The sequence below is a fragment of the Chitinophaga sp. genome (assembly GCF_036569125.1).
In the GTDB taxonomy this organism is placed as follows: domain Bacteria; phylum Bacteroidota; class Bacteroidia; order Chitinophagales; family Chitinophagaceae; genus Chitinophaga.
On record NZ_DATCRF010000411.1, the window covers coordinates 1 to 17665 of the forward strand.

General features: G+C 46.6%; 14 protein-coding genes. 9 read left to right on the forward strand and 5 right to left on the reverse strand.

Going from position 1 to position 17665, the window contains the following annotated elements; genetic code table 11:
- Positions 1–184: hypothetical protein (locus VIM87_RS15275; RefSeq protein WP_331997828.1), on the forward strand; the 184-nt coding region annotated here is incomplete at its 5' end.
- A 48-nt stretch (positions 185–232) separates the two neighbouring features.
- A complete protein-coding gene (locus VIM87_RS15280; RefSeq protein ID WP_331997829.1) occupies positions 233–751 on the forward strand; it encodes a DinB family protein in 519 nt (172 codons plus the stop codon).
- Between the two features lie 12 nt (positions 752–763).
- On the opposite strand, the gene VIM87_RS15285 is transcribed toward VIM87_RS15280, so the two are convergent.
- Positions 764–1942, reverse strand: coding sequence for an ATP-binding protein (locus VIM87_RS15285; RefSeq protein WP_331997830.1), 1179 nt, complete (start codon positions 1940–1942; stop codon positions 764–766).
- A 186-nt stretch (positions 1943–2128) separates the two neighbouring features.
- Here VIM87_RS15285 and VIM87_RS15290 point away from each other — a divergent pair, with 186 nt between their 5' ends.
- The gene (locus VIM87_RS15290; RefSeq protein ID WP_331997831.1) at positions 2129–2545 is read left to right on the forward strand and encodes a hypothetical protein; all 417 of its coding nucleotides are present in this window, start codon (positions 2129–2131) and stop codon (positions 2543–2545) included.
- A gap of 6 nt (positions 2546–2551) precedes the next feature.
- Here VIM87_RS15290 and VIM87_RS15295 read toward each other — a convergent pair whose 3' ends face one another.
- On the reverse strand, positions 2552–4993 hold the full coding sequence (locus tag VIM87_RS15295; protein ID WP_331997832.1) for a CshA/CshB family fibrillar adhesin-related protein: 2442 nt from the start codon (positions 4991–4993) through the stop codon (positions 2552–2554).
- A gap of 436 nt (positions 4994–5429) precedes the next feature.
- Between VIM87_RS15295 and VIM87_RS15300 the strand changes: the two genes are divergently transcribed.
- The 3 genes from VIM87_RS15300 (at position 5430) to VIM87_RS15310 (ending at position 12039) form a co-directional block, all read left to right on the forward strand.
- On the forward strand, positions 5430–7010 hold the full coding sequence (locus VIM87_RS15300) for a TlpA disulfide reductase family protein (RefSeq protein WP_331997833.1): 1581 nt from the start codon (positions 5430–5432) through the stop codon (positions 7008–7010).
- Between the two features lie 404 nt (positions 7011–7414).
- Positions 7415–10501, forward strand: coding sequence for a TonB-dependent receptor (locus VIM87_RS15305; RefSeq protein WP_331997834.1), 3087 nt, complete (start codon positions 7415–7417; stop codon positions 10499–10501).
- 26 nt (positions 10502–10527) lie between these two features.
- Entirely contained in the window at positions 10528–12039 is a 1512-nt protein-coding gene (locus tag VIM87_RS15310; RefSeq protein WP_331997835.1) for a RagB/SusD family nutrient uptake outer membrane protein, read from the forward strand.
- Positions 12040–12119: 80 nt separating this feature from the next.
- On the opposite strand, the gene VIM87_RS15315 is transcribed toward VIM87_RS15310, so the two are convergent.
- On the reverse strand, positions 12120–13007 hold the full coding sequence (locus tag VIM87_RS15315; RefSeq protein WP_331997836.1) for a DUF6929 family protein: 888 nt from the start codon (positions 13005–13007) through the stop codon (positions 12120–12122).
- Between the two features lie 124 nt (positions 13008–13131).
- Between VIM87_RS15315 and VIM87_RS15320 the strand changes: the two genes are divergently transcribed.
- Both VIM87_RS15320 and VIM87_RS15325 read left to right on the forward strand, forming a co-directional pair.
- On the forward strand, positions 13132–13494 hold the full coding sequence (locus VIM87_RS15320; RefSeq protein ID WP_331997837.1) for a GntR family transcriptional regulator: 363 nt from the start codon (positions 13132–13134) through the stop codon (positions 13492–13494).
- A 7-nt stretch (positions 13495–13501) separates the two neighbouring features.
- A complete protein-coding gene (locus VIM87_RS15325; protein WP_331997838.1) occupies positions 13502–14383 on the forward strand; it encodes a slipin family protein in 882 nt (293 codons plus the stop codon).
- Between the two features lie 98 nt (positions 14384–14481).
- Here VIM87_RS15325 and VIM87_RS15330 read toward each other — a convergent pair whose 3' ends face one another.
- The gene (locus tag VIM87_RS15330; RefSeq protein WP_331997839.1) at positions 14482–16008 is read right to left on the reverse strand and encodes a glycoside hydrolase family 31 protein; all 1527 of its coding nucleotides are present in this window, start codon (positions 16006–16008) and stop codon (positions 14482–14484) included.
- A 218-nt stretch (positions 16009–16226) separates the two neighbouring features.
- On the opposite strand from VIM87_RS15330, the gene VIM87_RS15335 reads away from it, so the two are divergent.
- Positions 16227–17327, forward strand: a complete 1101-nt coding sequence (locus tag VIM87_RS15335) for a Fic family protein (protein WP_331997840.1) — start codon at positions 16227–16229, stop codon at positions 17325–17327.
- Between the two features lie 41 nt (positions 17328–17368).
- Here VIM87_RS15335 and VIM87_RS15340 read toward each other — a convergent pair.
- A partial coding sequence (locus tag VIM87_RS15340) for a GNAT family N-acetyltransferase (RefSeq protein WP_331997841.1) occupies positions 17369–17665 on the reverse strand: 297 nt, incomplete at its 5' end.

Below are 17665 nucleotides of genomic sequence, written 5' to 3' on the forward strand. Positions count from 1 at the left end.
GTATGGTACGCTTACCAGGGAGGCATTTGATATTGTAAATAATGTGTTTATTCATACAGAATCTACGGTGCGGCCGGTTTTCAGGTTAACGTATGCCCGGTCTTTTGGCGGAAGCGGGTTAAAGAGTGCTGCCAGGAAGGAGGAGGGCGCAAAGGATGAAAGGGACAGGATCAGGAAGGAGTAGGAGGGAAGAATAAAATATTCCTTAACTTGTTTACTACAACCCAGCAACATGCTCAACACCATAAAAGAAAGTTTGTGGACGCAATTCGGAGCAAGTATCGATATGCTCAAAAATGCGATCACCGCATACCCGGAAGATCATTGGGAAAACAACAGGAAGTTTTTTTACATTACTTATCATACCCTGGTATTCCTGGATTACTACCTCACCATTCCGCATAAGAACAATCCTGCCTCATTACCCTTTACGCTTGCAGCATCTGAAGATGAAATAGACCCCGATGCGCTGGATGATATAATGCCCAACCGCATTTACAGTAAAAATGAACTGCTGGACTATCTGCAATTAAACCGTGAAAAGTGCCGCCAGGTGATTACAGGCTTAACGGAAGAAAGCCTGGAAGAACGATGGATAGAGGATGGAGGCGATATGAATTATGCCGTGCTGGAAATATTATTGTATAATATGCGGCATGTGCAGCATCATGCAGCGCAATTGAATATGCTTTTGCGCAGGCAGATGGGAAGTGCGCCGGGGTGGGTTGCAAGGGGGAAGGAGGAGGTTTGAGTGGTGGCTATGTTACTTTGTGGCGTTCAAAAGTTCTTGCATAAGATCATGCAAGGGAATAGCAATCACACCTTCACGTATGGAAAATCTTTCATTGCCGGAATAAACAACATAGCGTCTGTCGGCTTTTATGTCCTCGCAAGCGATATGAAAGCCTTTCGACAAAGAAGGGGCGGAGCTACGTTTTACTTCGATGGCCCATTTTTCATTACCTGAAAATTCCAGGATAAGATCGATTTCCGCCCCGCCTGGGGTACCATAGTAAAAAGGCAAAGCGTTGGACGGTGCAACGGAGAGTAGATTTTCAATGACAAAACCTTCCCAGCTTCCTCCCACAACGGGATGGCCCAGCAGATCATTATAAGCGGAAATATTCAGCAAAGCATGCGTTATGCCGCTATCGCGTACATAGATCTTCGGAGCGCGTACAAGCCGCTTACCGACATTGAATGTCCAGGGTTGCAAACGTCTGACAAGTAATAGATCGACCATAAGATCAAGGTAACGCCCGACTGTGACGGCAGACACTTCCAGGTTTCGAGCCAATTGCGCGGCATTCATTACGCCACCCTGGTTATGCGCAAGCATCGTCCAAAAACGATCAAGAGCCTGGGCAGGAATGCGTGGGCCTAATTGGGGAATATCGCGTTCAAGATAGGTTTTGATAAAATCACGGCGCCATTCCAGGCTGTTTTGATCGGATGCTGCCAGCAGGCTTTCGGGAAATCCACCCCGCAGCCAAAGTTGAGTGATCAATCCGGAATTTTGCGCGGTATATTCTAAGACATCGATGCCATGCATCTCGATGTAGGCGATGCGCCCAGCCAGTGATTCACTGGATTGCTGTAAAAGATCAATTGAGGCTGATCCCAAAAAAAGGAACTGCCCGGCTTTATTACCTTTGCGGCGCTCTCTATCGATAATGCCCCGTAGTGAAGCAAACATTTCCGGCTTACGTTGCACTTCATCCAGGATAATCAGCTTTTCCCTGTTTTCTGCATGGAAAGCGGTAATATCCCGCACCCTTTCCAAATCAAGCGTATTTTCCAGGTCAAGATAGACCGAAGGAATATTTTCGGAGATGTTCAGGGCAATGGTTGTTTTGCCAATCTGACGTGGCCCCATGAGTGCAACCGAAGGACTGCGCTGAAGGGATTCCCATATCTTATTTTCGAGTCTACGCGGTATCATCTCTGCAAATATAACATAAAATGTTCGATTTGCAGGGTAAAATGGTATTTAAGTATGCAATTATAACATGAAATGTTCGATTTGCATGGTTGAACCGTCTATAGCCATTCTTGATAATATGTGAGAAAAAATAATATATTTGTTGATTGTCCACGTAATTTTGGGTCATATTATTTCCCGGCTTCTATGAAAAATAACCTTTCTAATCTACTAACAGGGCTTGCTTTCGCCGGACTATTAATTGGATCAGCCCATATGCAAATGCAGTTAAAGAATAAGCCTCAGGTCTTTATGCTATTATTGGGCGTGCTTACCCTGATCTCATTTTTTACGAAGTATAAGACCATTTCGACCATCTTGTTATACATGCTTCTCGCAACATTATTGTATATGACCTATTTTTCCCTGACCTATTTGGTTATTACTGGTAGTGATGACTGGCTGGGGATCTATGGTATAATGACAGGCCTGATCTTATCTCCTTTAACAATACTACTTTATCACAAAATGAAAAGAAGGAATAAGAAGATGGAAGTTGCGGTGACAGCAATTTTTGTATTTGTAACAACACTTGTTTATATCAACTACGAGCTACTGCAATAAGCCTTTTTACTTCAACAACGTTACGGCACCTTTTCTTTCCACCTCCCCGCAGAGGGTTTTTGCCTTTATCCAGTATACATAAGCCCCTATTGGCAAAGGCTGGCCTTTATAGCTGCCATCCCAGCAATCCTGCGGATTATGGGTTGAAAAGACCTGTACGCCCCAGCGGCTGTAAACATTAAACTCCAGGGAAATGACCGGTCCCCAATACTTCAATCCAAAGCAATCATTCTGCCCGTCACGATTAGGAGTGAACGCTGTTGGTATTGGGTATGTGCTGATGGCGGTAGTGAGGTCCACTGCTACGGTAACAGAATCTTTCCGGGAACAGGCGCCATCGATCATGGTAAGGTGGTAAGTAGTGGTTTGCTGCGGTGCTACCACCTGCCGGCGCTCCGTAAGATTGGTAAGGCCAGGGGCTGGTTCCCATTGGTATTGGGCGCCGCCGCTTGCTGTGAGCATGGCGGAGCCGGTGGAGCAGTTAATATCGTTTGACTTTGTTACAGCGGCATTCAGCTCACTAACGGTAACGGGCACTTGCAGGGTAGTGGTGCCACCGCAATCATTATCTGTGATATTGACAGTATAGACAGTTGTTTGCCCGGGGGATACCTGGAGCTGCGCATTGGCGCCTAAAGGAGCATTATCAGGGTCCAGCCATTGGTAGGTATCGCCACCGGAGGCTTCCAGCAGAAGGGATGTTCCTTTACAGATATCCTTAATGACAGGCTTCACTTCAGATATACGTTTAGGCCTTACAGATACCATCACATTCTCCTGAACGGTGCACCCGTTGCTGGTAGCCGTAAGAGTATAAGTGGTGGTCACCTGTGGAGCGGCTATTGGATTGGCGATTGCCGGGTTGTTCAGGCCAGTAGCTGGCGCCCAGCTGAATGTGGTATTGGCTGCACTGGACGCTGCTGACAGCTGCGCATTGCCGCCGGCGCAAATGCTGGCATCTGCGCTTTTGGTGATGAAAGGAAGGGGGACTACATTCAACGTAATGGTAGTGCTGCCCTGGCAGCCGTCGTCCGTTGTGGCCATCACCGTATAGGTAGTGTTGGCTGCGGGCGTAGCAACGGGATCTGCCACATCTGTCACAGAAAGCCCGTTAGCGGGCATCCAGTTATAACTTAATAATCCCGGTGTGGCATTCAGCTGTACGGAAGCGCCTTCACATACATTCACGGTAGCAGCAGGAAAGGAAACGATATCGCAGGGTACGTTGAGATGGGCCAGGTAATCCTCTACCTCCCCATCTGTGGCTACGCTGGAGGCAGATGATACGGCTGCCTGGTCGGAGGAGATGCGGAAACGGAAACCAAAATCCCGTACTGCACCATGAGTGAATTTAGCGGGAAGCCCTGTCCAATCAAGATGGGCCGTTGTAGCCAGGGGTGGTACGGTTACTATTACCCGCTCACCCGGTTCAAAGGTGCCGCTACGGTCATAGTCGAACCAGCCGGAAACGTATGCATTAACGCCGGTAGTGTTAGTAACGGGCAGGTCTAAACTGTAATTGCCGCTGCCGGTATAATCAGGAAAAGTAGTAAGCGCATCTTCATCAACGCCGATAGCATTATCATCCAGGCTGCTGGCAGGGTCTGCGTCCCCTGGAACGTTACCCAGCTTAAGGGCAGCGGATTGGCTGATGGACGGAAAAGGAGGATTATAATTGCATTGATCGTTAGATGCGTATACCCATCGGTGTTGTGCCAGGCCATAGCTGGAGGGAAGGTCGCCACGGTCCACGGGAGCAAATATGCCAAAGGCTACCGCCATACCGCCCCGGGCTGTTCTGTCCATATGCACTTCTACCTGCAAAGTGCCGGAAACAGGAGCGTTGGTGGCCATGAGCGGATTTTGCCCGATCGCCAGGCCACCGGGCAACGCGGTAGGCTCATGTGTATCAGTAATAATTATTGTTTGGGTGCCGCAGCCTGTTAACGGGTTGCTGGTCTGGGGTGAATTGCGAAAGAACTCCAGGATATTCCAGTTGCTGCCGGAGGTGACCAGCGTTGTATTTTCTACCGGTTTAAGGCTGGCTTCCGCATCTGCCGCGCAAAAAGTAAAGGGGGCAGGTATGCCGTTACGGGTGGCTGTTATTGCCATGGTAAAAGCAACGCTCTGTGTTGTAGAGGTGCTTAATAGGGCCGGCCTGATATTGGGGTCAGTGAAATCATATAAAAAGTGCAGCACTGCACCCGACCAGGTATTCATTGTAGCAGGAGCTGGCGTTGGGCCTGATACATTGGAAAAAGTGATTGTGACGTTCAAGCCATCGGTAGTAGTGAATGTTTTGCTGGCGCCATTGCTCAGGGTAAAACCATTCCAGTTAAACCACCATACGGAGTTCTTTAAAACACCGTTGCCGGAATCAGCATACTGGGCGAAGGCTGGCAGGCTAACAAATAAGAGTAATAACAATAGTGTACAGGGCTTTGTCATTCGAATAGGCAGCTAGGGATCGTAATTAATTTTGACTGATGGGCTTTACAACTAAAGTATGGTTAACGGGTGGCAAGTTACGGAGAAAATGGTTGTATTTTAAATTTATAGAAAATATGAAAGGTTAATTCTTCTGTTGGAGCAGGACAGCTCACAGCACGTTCCTGATCAGGTATCTTTCCGGTTCTAAACCAATGGAAAAAGCTTGCAGCTATAGCTATATCATATCAAGATACGATAATAGGAATTGTATAAAAAGACTAACCTTTCGTTACGCAAACCATAGCCAGCTGCTTTATCGGTTTAGTCCATGGTAAGGCGATGAAACCCCGGTTGAACAATCAGTTATTGGTTATTTATATTTCCTATATTTGATCTATAGCCTATTAAGCTTATTATGTAAAGAATTTCAGCAATGCAAATTTCTTTCTTCCAAATGAAAAACGCAATTACTCATCCTCTGCGAAAATTATCCTTTACAATAAAACGCTTTATATCCTTACTACCGGCCTTTGTAATGCTACTGCTTCTTTACTGCATCCATTCATGTAGCCCTGGTAATCCGGAATCGTCTTCGGCACGTATTGAAGTATCGGCCAAAAGCATGGCTCGAAAGGAATTTATTGTTTCTTTGACCATTAATGGGAAAAATTTCTGGGCCAACAAGCAAACCTATACATTCAACAATGAAGGAAACAGTGTTGTTAATATTAACAAAGAAGAATGCGGTTTACTGCTACTGAAATTCGATGATGGTTTTGTTTCAAGAATGATAGTAGCTCCCGGAGACCGGGTAATGATCAATATTATCACCGATGCACAAGGCCGCCCCCGGATAGAGTATAAAGGTAGTAATGCAACAGGCCATCAGTTCTTCAATTCATTGGAAAGGGCATTCATTCAGGATGTTAATAACCCTTACCGCCTGGATACTAATATTGCAGTCATCAGGCATAAGATACAATTGAAAATGGAGCAGGAACTGTCGGATTTGAAAAAACTGCTTGGTAAGGGGAAAATAAGCAGGGCATATGAAATGCTGGCCGAACTGGACATCCGGTATTATTATGCAGCCAGCCTGGCGGACGCCATGTGTAGCAAGTATTATGCTGCCAGGATTGACCATAAGAACAAGAATGCTGTTGCCCTCTTTAGCAAAAAGTATGGCAAAGCATGGGAACAGGCTTTCACTACAATGCCACTTCATTCAGATAAGGCGCTTTCATCAGAATATTTCAGGTATTATGTCCATCTTTACTATGAATGGTATTTAGGTCAATATGCACCGGAAAAGAGCGGGCTCCTGGCATCCGACACCGCTGGTATGCAGGGCCTGCGAAAACAGGAAGGAGTGCATATATTGAACTACGCCGTAATAGACAGGAATTTCAAAGACAGTATATCAGAATATTTAAAAGCAGAATATCTCTATTACGCTATGCGCCGTGGAGGATATGAACAATCGCTGCTAACACTTTATACAAAGTTTCATGAACAATATCCCGGTAGCCTCTATACATCTTTTCTGCAGATAGAAGCAGACAAAATCCTTGCATTTCAACACGCGAAGGACGGAGATTTTACTCCGGAGCAGGTATTCCTGACAGGATATCAGGATATCAATTCCATGTCGGAGCTTGGCAATGTGTTAAAAAATGGGCCTTATTACATTGATATCTGGGCGACATGGTGTGCTCCATGCAAGGAAGAATTTAAGTTTAACGCATCATTATCAGCGTTGTTGCGTGAGTTTAAGGTAAAACCTCTTTATCTTTCCATTGATAAGGATGGTGAAGATGAAGACTGGAAAAATATGGTCAAATATTATAAATTACCTGGCCTCCATTTGCGGGCGACGGATAGCCTTAGAAAAAATATTATGAAGGAATTCGGAAAAGATATGCTGTTTACCATTCCCCGTTATATGATCATCAATAGGGAGGGAATTATTATTAATAGCGATGCTGAACGGCCCAGCAGGCTTGATTATCTCAGAGAGCAAATAATTAAGCTATAATGATTAGCAATTCAGGAGATCTGTTGCCCCTTCCCATGTGCCAAACCTGTCAGCATTAGAAGCATCAAGATAAGATAACAGAAATTGTCTGAAAAGATTATCCTATCATTTTGGTAGACTAAATTTTTATTCTATTTTTGCGCTGCCAGATACATATTTCAGTATTATCTGATAGACTGGAATAATGACAACAAGAATCAGGAAACCATGAGAAGATCAACTTTACTATTACCAGCTTTATTCTGTTCACAACCCTTATTTGTAAGCATAAGCTGTTATTGTAGCAACGCTTAATTCGCGCAGATAATACGTCAACCATAGCCAGTTGCTTTTCCCGGCAGCTGGTAGATATGCTATTGCCCTGAAGGCAATGTATTCCTTCCATTCTTATAATCTAAACACGCATGTTCAAGAAAAATGTAACACTCGTGCTTGCGCTGCTGTTCAGCACAGTGATTTTTGCGCAGCAAAAACAAATACGGGGGCAGGTGCTCGCTGCGGAGAACAAGCAGCCACTGCCCGGAGTGACCGTAAAGATCAACCGCACCACACTGGGTACTACTACCGACCAGGATGGCCGTTTTCAGCTGAACATTCCTGGCAGCAAAACAGTGCTTTCGGTTTCGTTCATCGGAAGGGAAGCAGTGGAAACAGAAGTACGCGAGGAGGATGCAAACATCACTATTCTCCTGAAGCCAGCCAATACCACGCTGGATGAAGTAGTGGCAGTGGCCTATACCAATGTAAAACGCTCAGGGTATCCGGGCGCCGTGTCCACCGTAAGCTCAGACAAGATCAATAACCGGCTTACACCTAATGTTACCAATGCTTTACAGGGCCTGGTAACCGGCCTGCAAACTACTTCGTCTAACGGGCAGCCGGGCAACAGCTCCACCATACGTATACGCGGCGTAGGCTCTATCAACGCTTCCAGCGCACCGCTGTTTGTTGTGGATGGCGCTCCGTATGAGGGCGACATCAATGCGCTGAATGCGGCAGACATTGCATCTATCAGCGTATTGAAAGATGCTACTGCGGCCAATCTTTATGGCTCACGGGCCGCCAATGGGGTGATCATCATTACCACCAAGCAAGGCAAAAAAGGGGAGCCCGCAGTGAACATTACCTTTAACCAGGGATGGAGCAGCCGCGCAGTAAAAGACTATGATAAGCTCAACACCAACCAGTATTTTGAGCTTTATTGGGAGGCGCTGCGTAACAAACAGCTCACTAACGGGCAGTCGCCTGCACAGGCAGCAGCAACGGCCAGTGCGCGCGTGGTAGCTGACCTGGGCATCAATCCATATGGCCCTAATTACCTGCAGCCGGTAGGTACAGACGGAAAGATAGTAGCCGGTGCACGGCCTTTGTGGAACGATGACTGGGAAAAAGGCATACAGCAATCCGGAAAATATACACAGGCACAGTTGAGCTTCAGCGGCGGCAGTGATAAATCCACCTATTATGTTAGCGGCGGTTATGTGAATAATGAAGGCGCTTACATAGGCTCCGGTTTTAAACGTTATAATTTCAGAAGCAACCTAACGTTACAGGCTAAACCCTGGTTAAAAGCAGGTGTGAACCTGAGTGGTTCCAGCGCTGCACAGGATTATCCTGCATCTTCCGATTCGCGTACAGACAACGTAGTGTTGTTTGGAAGAACGGTGCCCGGCTTTTATCCCATTTACCAGCGTAACCCCGACGGTTCCTATAAGCTGGATGCCAATGGACAAAAGCAGTTTGATTACGGCGCTTACCGCCCCTCTGCAGCCCTGGCCCGTGAGAACCTGATAGGCTCCTTACCGCTGGATAAGAACCGGAACAGCAATGAGAACGTATCTGCCAGAACATTCCTGGAAGCATCGCTCACCAAAGCCCTGCACTTTAAAACCAGCTATAACATTGATTATGTAAATGGCAACTCACTCTTTTATACCAACCCTACTGTGGGTGGCGATGCGGAGATAGGCGGCGCTATCACCAAATCCAATAACAGGGAGCTGAGTTATACCTGGAACAACATACTTACCTATGATGCCGACCTGTTAGGCGGGCATCACCTGAACCTGCTGGCCGGTCATGAATACTATTATTACAATTACAGCACCCAGAGCGGCAACCGGCAAAAGTTTGCATTACCGGGCCTGTACGAGCCTGCGGCTGCTTCGCAGTTAAATGACTTTACAGGTATTTCAGATAACTATGCAAAGCTGAGCTTCTTTGGCCAGGGCCAGTATAATTATCTGAATAAATATTATTTCACCGCATCTGTAAGAAGGGATGGCTCTTCCCGTTTCTCGCCGGATTCCCGCTGGGGTACTTTCTGGTCTGCCGGTGCATCCTGGCGTATTGCAGAAGAGGCGTTCCTCCGCTCTGTGAGCTGGCTGAATGCACTTACATTAAAGAGCAGCTATGGCGCTTCGGGTAATGATAACCTGAGCACCTATTATGCTTACCTGGCGCTTTTTGATATCCAGAACAACCTGGGCAACGGTGGCGTGATCACTTCCAGGCTGGCTACACCGGGCCTGAAATGGGAAAGCAATCTTAACCTGAACATAGGCCTGGATTTTGGTTTGTTTGACAACCGCCTGTATGGCACCATCAACTATTATAACAGAACCAGCAAGGACCTGTTGTATGCAAAGCCTATGGCGCCATCCACCGGCTTCGGCTCTATCAGCGCCAACATCGGCGCCCTGCGCAATACCGGTGTGGAGCTGGAGCTGAATGTGATACCCGTAAGCACCCGCGATCTCAAATGGAGTATAGGCCTGAACGTTGCACATAACAAGAACAAGATCACGGAGCTGCCGCAAAAGGAAATTATCAGCGGTACCAAAAAGCTGACGGTAGGTTCCTCCATCTATGAATTTTACCTGCGTGAGTGGGCCGGCGTGGATCCGCAGAACGGTAACCCGCTCTGGTACCAGAGCGGTGCAGATGGTAAAAAAGTAACCACCAGCAACTACGCCTCCGCCACCCAGTATTATGCAGGTTCTGCTTTGCCGGATGTTACCGGTGGCTTCACCAATACGCTTAATTACAAGAATATCGAGCTGTCATTCCTGTTAGCTTACAGCATAGGTGGTAAGGTGCTGGACCTGGATTATGTATCCCTGCTCACAGGCGGTTCCAGCCCTGGCCGCAACTGGTCTACAGAGCTGCTGGAGCGCTGGACGCCTGAGCACACCAGCACAGATGTGCCTAAGCTCACTACTGATAACCTGAACTGGACCTCCAGCTCTACCCGCTTCCTGTACAGCGCCACCTATGCGCGCCTGAAAACAGTGTCGCTGGGATATTCACTGCCTAAACAGCTGTTGTCAAGAATAGGCATCAGCAGCGCGAAAGTATATGCGCTGGGTGAGAACCTGCTTACTTTCTATGGCCACCAGGGCATGGATCCGGAACAGTCTATTGATGGCACTACCTACTACCAGTATCCTGCCATGAAAACATTTTCACTGGGCATACAGGTAGGGCTCTAATGTGTAACGTTTAATACTGAATGAAAATGAAAGCAAGCAGATTTTATACATATGCCGCAGCGCTGATCATTGGTTTGTCGGCCTGCAACAAGCAGCTGGATACCGCTCCTTCCAATGCGGTATCAGAAGATATTGTACTGAAGAATATCGATAACCTTAATACTATTTCAGAAGGCACCTGGGCGGCCATGATGGATGACTTTTACGGGGGCACCTACAGTAATCCCGGATTCAAGACCATTGCGCTTACCAGCGACGCCATGGGAGATGATGTGGCGCTGATCACCACCAAATACGGTTTTCCTACTGCTTACCGTTTTACGCAGCTGAACGATAAAACGCAGGCACGCGTAAGCGCTATCTGGGGCCAGCTGTACAAGATCATCAACAACAGCAATATTATTATTGCCAATGCAGATAAGGTGGATGGCGATGCAACTGCAAAGAGCGTGGCCAAAGGACAGGCGCTGGCATTAAGGGCGCATACCTACCTGACCATTGCCTCGTTTTACCAGTTCTCTTACCTGAAAGATTCCCTGACTAAAACGGCGCCTATTTATACGGAGCCTACCACCGCCGCTACAGTGGGTAACCCTAAGGCTTCCCTGAAAGAGATCTATGAGCTGATCTTTTCCGATCTGCAGCAGGCAAAAACACTGTTAACCGGTTATGACCGCCCGGCTAAATACAAGATCAATGCAGACGTGGTGAACGGCCTGCTGGCGCGTGCTTACCTGAATACAGGCAGATGGGCGCAGGCAGCAGCTGCGGCAGATGAAGCGCAACGCGATTACCCTTTAATGGCGCCTGCTGAGTACAGCAAGGGATTCAATGATGTGAACAATACAGAATGGATCTGGGGACATCCTGAAATTCCCAGCCAGAGCGACGGCAGCTACAGCTTCCATTTCCTGGACGTATCTTCTTCCACATCCTACTACTATAGCTTTATGGCCGATCCTTTCTTTGGAGAGCTGTTTGAAGCAGGTGATATACGTAAAACACTTTTTTCGTGGGATGGTTCTGCTGCTGCAAGGGAAGGGTACCTGCAGTATAAAAAATTCAAGTTCAGGGCAGACCAGACCGCAGACCTGGTGCTGATGAGAAGCGCAGAAGCCATCCTGATCAAAGCAGAAGGGTATGCACGCGCAGGCAATCTTACGGAAGGCATTAATGCGCTGAACCAGCTGCGTACTGCAAGGGGCGCCCGTACCTTTGATCCCGCAGGAGCAACACAGGCCAACCTGGTAAAAGAAATATTGGTTGAAAGAAGAAAAGAATTGTGGGGAGAAGGGTTTGGCCTGTCCGATATTATCCGCAACCAGCTGGCCGTTGTGCGTAAGCCTTATGTGGATGCTAACGGCGATGATATAAAGGTAACGGTAGTAACGCCGGGTGGCACTACCAAGGAGGTGGTTGCCAAGTACCACACCGCACTTACTTTTTTAGATGGTACTGCCTTTGTGCCCAACAGCCCTTACTATATTTTTGCTATACCACAGGCTGAAGAGCAGAATAATCCAAACCTTAATAACTAATATAAAGCAGTCCCCTTTTTCCTTTAGCAGCAACGGGCAGGTGTATACCTGTCCGTTGTTTTTTTATCAGGGTAAAGAGATCAATCTTCCATTACCACTTTTATATGGAATAATGTGCTTGCTCCCAGGTCATTATCAGCTACCAGGTGAAGGTACCATGCTTGATCCGTAACAGCCGACAAGCAAGCGCCTTCCACCTTTTCACCTTTGAATGCAGGATCAACGCCGGACAGGTTAACAATGCCATCCAGCAACACATCTTCGCCATTCAGCTTTTGACTGATATGTTTAACCCAGCCGAAGTAACTATCTCCTATAGCGCCATCGTCATAAGTATTGCCGGTAGCTTCGCTTGACAGGATGATGAGCAATACATCTTTCTGCTCAATATAGCATAGCTCGGAAACACCGGCAAATCCGGCTAAGGAGAAAGGAATAACAAGCTTTGAAATATGGATCGCAGCCTCATCCTGCCGCTGCAAAAAATCGGGTGTGGTGATAATAAGATGGTTAACAGGATTGCTTTCATTACCACGGTTACTGAGTATGAAATGGCAGCCTGCCAGGGTAGCGCCTTCGATGTTTATACCGGGGATCTGTTGCAGGCGTTTTATAAAGGGAGCATATGAAATATAAGAGGGTTTGTTTTCCGCGAAGGGGAGAGGTAGTAGTACGCCCATTTCCCTTTCTTTTGTGGCAGCAGAGCCTAATGCCAATAAGCTCTTTTGCCCATCAACATCCACTATTACGGCTGTTTCCAGGTCGGTTTTCTTTGCCTTGGGGATCCGTTTTTCTTCGTAGTGAAAAAATGGCACCGTATTTACTTCATTGTAATTACTATCCAGTATCAGCAGCGTATTGGCATCATCGCCAATAATATACAGGTGGCCATCATAATAGTTAATAGCGGAACCGGAGGGGTAATCATTTAACAACAAGGACTTCAGCAATGTTATAGTGGCTTTCAAGATCGTAGTGATTTAAGGTGATTAAATCTACAATCTTTAAATGATACTCTTTCCAAACTAAATTTTGTAGATCCGGAAATACTTGTACATTTGTACTATATGTATAGTACAATAAGACACTGGTATGATCGACTTTAAACTAGACCCAAAGACAGGTACCCCGTTTTACCGGCAAATTATTGACCAGATCAAATTCGGTATTGCGGCCGGGAACCTGAAAGCAGGAGAGCAGCTGCCAACGGTGCGTGCATTGGCCGTGGAGCTGAAAATAAACCTGAATACCATTGCCAAAGCCTATAAGGAGCTGGAAATTCAGCGTGTATTAGAAACCCAGCAGGGAACCGGGACCTTCATCAGCGAAATAAAAATTCAAATATCAGATAAGGAGAAAAAAAGCAAGCTAAAGGAGATCTGTAATGAGTTTACAGCTATTGCATTCAGCTATGGCTTTTCAATAGACGACATCATTAAACAACTAAAAAAATAATACTATAATGAGAACAAAAAAGAATATAAAATTAGGGTTGAACCCCATTTCGAGGGTAGTCTTTTTTGTGCTGACAGGAGCTGCTGTTGGGCTTTATTATTTAGGGTTCCTGAATGTTCCGTTCCTGGTTGTATCCCTGCTTATTTCCTTATTCATCGCCAGTTCCATACACATAGCGGATCAGTGGGAGAAAGCTGTGATCCTGAGAATGGGTAAGTACATGGGTTTGAAAGGCCCCGGCATCTTTTTTATTATTCCCATTGTTGATAGAATAGATAATTATATTGACCAGCGGGTGAGGGTTACTGACTTTAAAGCAGAACAAACGCTTACCAAAGATACGGTGCCGGTAAATGTGGATGCCGTAGTATACTGGACCGTGTGGGATGTGGAAAAGGCAGCGCTGGAAGTGCAGGATTATGAAGTAGCTATTTCATACATTGCCCAAACCGGGTTAAGGGATACGATCGGGAAGCACGAATTAGGAGAGCTGCTGCAGGAAAGGGATAAGGTAGCGGAAGTGCTGCAAAAGATCCTGGATGAGCATACCAATTCATGGGGCATCACCTGCCAGAATGTAGGTATAAAAGACATTATTATTCCACAAACATTAGCGGATGCCATGAGTAAGGAAGCGCAGGCCGAAAGAGAGCGCCGGGCAAGGGTGATCCTGGGCACCGCTGAAACAGAGATCGCTGAAAAATTTGCCAAAGCAAGTGAGCAGTATGTTAATAATCCTGTTGCCCTGCACCTGAGAGCTATGAATATGTTGTTTGAAGGTTTGAAGGAAAAGGGATCTATGGTAATTGTGCCTAGCTCCGCGCTGGATTCAATGAACCTGGGCGCTACCGGTGGCTTAATTTCTTTGGCAAAGGCAAATGAGCCGTGATGCTGTTAATCTATTCTATCAAAGGCGGGCAGCTCGCCGATAGGGGCCTGGATGGCTGCTTTTAACGGGCCGGTAAATACCTTTCCATCTTGCCCTGCTCATTTGCCTTTGGGAAATAATACGGTCCTGGTGGATGTTTTATCAAGCACCGGGGCCACCATCAGGCGATCTCCCAGCATGAACTGATCTTTGACAGCTGAAAAACCCTGGTTAGGAAAAACATATTCCATGCACCGGACAACCGGTTCCCCGCTTTTAGCTGATGCGCTTACTGTTTGAAGGATGTAGGGCGTATATTTTTTCCGGAGCAACACCGCATTTTTTACCGCGGCCAGGTGTTCCTTATCCAGGATACGCCAGGGTGCAACAGAGAACTGCATCATGGGCATTAATGCGCTGCATTCAGCAGAACGCACCACCAGGTCCTGGTCAAAATTGGCAAGGCCAATGAACGAACCGTATTCTCCGCCACCGATCATATCAGGGCAGGTGAACTGGTAGCCCAATAGGCCCGCCGCAATCATGTTCGGGATCAGTTTTCTCAGATCGTTCCAATTGTGTTTTTTATCGCGGAGCCGTTCGGCCAGGGGCTGGCCGCCTCTTTTCCACATGGCGCGGTATTCATTCAGTTTATAGTAAGTGCCAAATACACCCCATAGCTCGCACTGCTCATTGGCGTTCTTTTTTTCATAGGTGAGTATATTGCCGGTATAGAATTCAATATCGCCGGCATCAAATTTAAAACCGTCAACCCCGTATTGGGAGCTCATATTATCCAGCTGCTTTTTATACCAGGCCTGCGCGCCGGGATTGGTGAGATCAAGGCATGCGCTATAGCCGTTCCACCAGCTGATGATCGCCGGTTGGGTGGCATCTTTCCATTTCAAGTCTTTATTGCCTTTGCTATCCATGATCAGGTAGCGGCCATCATTTAGCTCACGGAAGATCTGTGTATCCGGTGATATGAACGGGCTTACCCAGATCATAACCTTGAAGCCCAACTGATGTAATTCAAGGATCATTTGTTTAGCGTCGGGGAACCGGTCTTTCCGGAATTCAAACTTGCCGTAATAGTCGGCCCAGTTATCATCGATCATCAGCACACCGGGCGGAAAACCGTTGTCAATGATGGCATGGGCATACTTAAGAATATCGGTTTGGTTCTGGTTATAAACCAGCTCTATCCAGGTATTATATTGAGGGCGGGTGAACAGCAGGCTGTCGGGCATTTGGCCACTGGCCTTGAAATGCTGGTTGCTGGCGGATGTGAAGGCATCGGCCAGGGTTTTACCGGCGTTATAAATATTTACACTATCAAGGTTATCTGAGATCAGCAGCTCATTTTCCGAAAGGGTGAATTTAAAGGGCTGGTTGCTCCAGATGTACCTTCCGGAAGTAGAAAGCAAAAGTGGCGCTGACTGGTTACCATTATTATTCCCAAAAAGATCAAACTTATAACCTGGTTCATAAGGCGCCAGGTTTCCTTCGTCGACCGTTCCGCCATACCAGCGCTCACCTTTTAATAGTTTGAAATGCTTTTGACCTCTTTGCTGAGCTGCGGAGAAAAGCGGTAGTATCATGAGCGAAGCAGCAATGATGTGCTTTGTGAATTTTTGAATGGTCATGGTTTGATAGTTTCAGCAATTGAGGACGTGTGAGCTTAAATATTGGGCTTAAAATAGGTATTTATAACGGAGGATGCAATGGGGATTGGAATGACTCTATGGCTATGGACCTGAACCACAAATGCGGAGAATAAAGCCCTTATTCTACGCATAATTTGCGGAGAATAAGTTGCTCATGCGGAGAATAAGGGCTATATTCGACGCATAATGTGCGGAGAATGTATATCCATCAATTAAAGGAATGGCCTGATTTTCAATGGGATAGCGAGCAAATTAGCACGCTGCTGGCGGAAGTGCGCTACCGCCAGGGGCGGCTTTTGGGCCATATGGAGAGCTTAGGCTTCCGTTTAAAGGAAGAAGCCACCCTTCAAACCCTGACGATGGATGTTTTGAAATCCAGCGAAATAGAAGGCGAAATATTGAACCCTGACCAGGTGCGTTCCTCTATTGCACGACGTTTGGGAATGGATGTTGCGGGGCTGGTTCCTTCAGACAGGAACGTTGAGGGGGTTGTTGAAATGATGCTGGATGCAACACAGCAATATACTATGCCTTTGACTGATGAACGCCTTTTCGGATGGCATGCATCATTATTTCCTACAGGACGTAGCGGCATGCACAAAATTGTGGTAGGAGCATGGCGCGATAATGCAAAAAATGATCCTATGCAAGTTGTTTCCGGGGCTATGGGGCGTACAAAAGTACATTTTCAGGCGCCGGATGCAGATATCCTTGATAAAGAAATGAGCCAGTTCCTGGATTGGTTTAATACTGAAGAAAAACTGGATCCTGTATTAAAGGCTGCAATTGCACATCTTTGGTTCGTAACCATTCACCCTTTTGACGATGGTAATGGACGTATTACACGCGCTATCACTGATATGCAGCTATCCCGTGCTGATGGGAGCAGACAACGCTTTTATAGCATGTCTGCACAGATCAGGATTGAACGGAATAATTATTACAATATACTTGAGAGAACTCAAAAAGATACACTTGATATAACAGCCTGGCTGGATTGGTTTTTAACATGTCTTAATCGTGCTATAACTGCTACAGATGATACACTTGCAGCTGTCATCAGGAAAGCAAGATTCTGGGAACATCCGGCAGCACAATCCATTAATGAGAGGCAAAGGCTTATGTTGAATAAATTATTGGATGGCTTCCACGGCAAATTAACTTCATCTAAATGGGCTACCATTGCTAAATGTTCACAGGATACAGCGATCCGTGACATTCAGGATCTGATAGAACGTGGCCTTTTAGTAAAAGAAGCTGCCGGGGGAAGAAGCACCAGTTATGTTTTAAGTGAATGACCAGCAACGGAGAATATTTGCACCAACCCAATAAGGTTTTATTACCCTTTCTCCATCTCCCACTTATCCAGCCCCTTCGCAAAACCATCTTTTACAACCTCTTTTGCAACAAACCCCAGGCCTTCATAAAACGCCTTTGTGTGCTGGCTGGTCTCAATCCTGCAAACCGCTCCGGGATGCTGCTTTTGCAGCAATTCCAGCCTATAGCGCGTAAATAATTTGCCAATGCCCTGTCGGTGATGATCCGCATGCACCATGCCCCAGGTAAGTACAGCTGCCTGTTTTGCCGGGAAATAAGCAACACCCCCGCAGGCAAGAATGTCACCATCTTTTTCCAC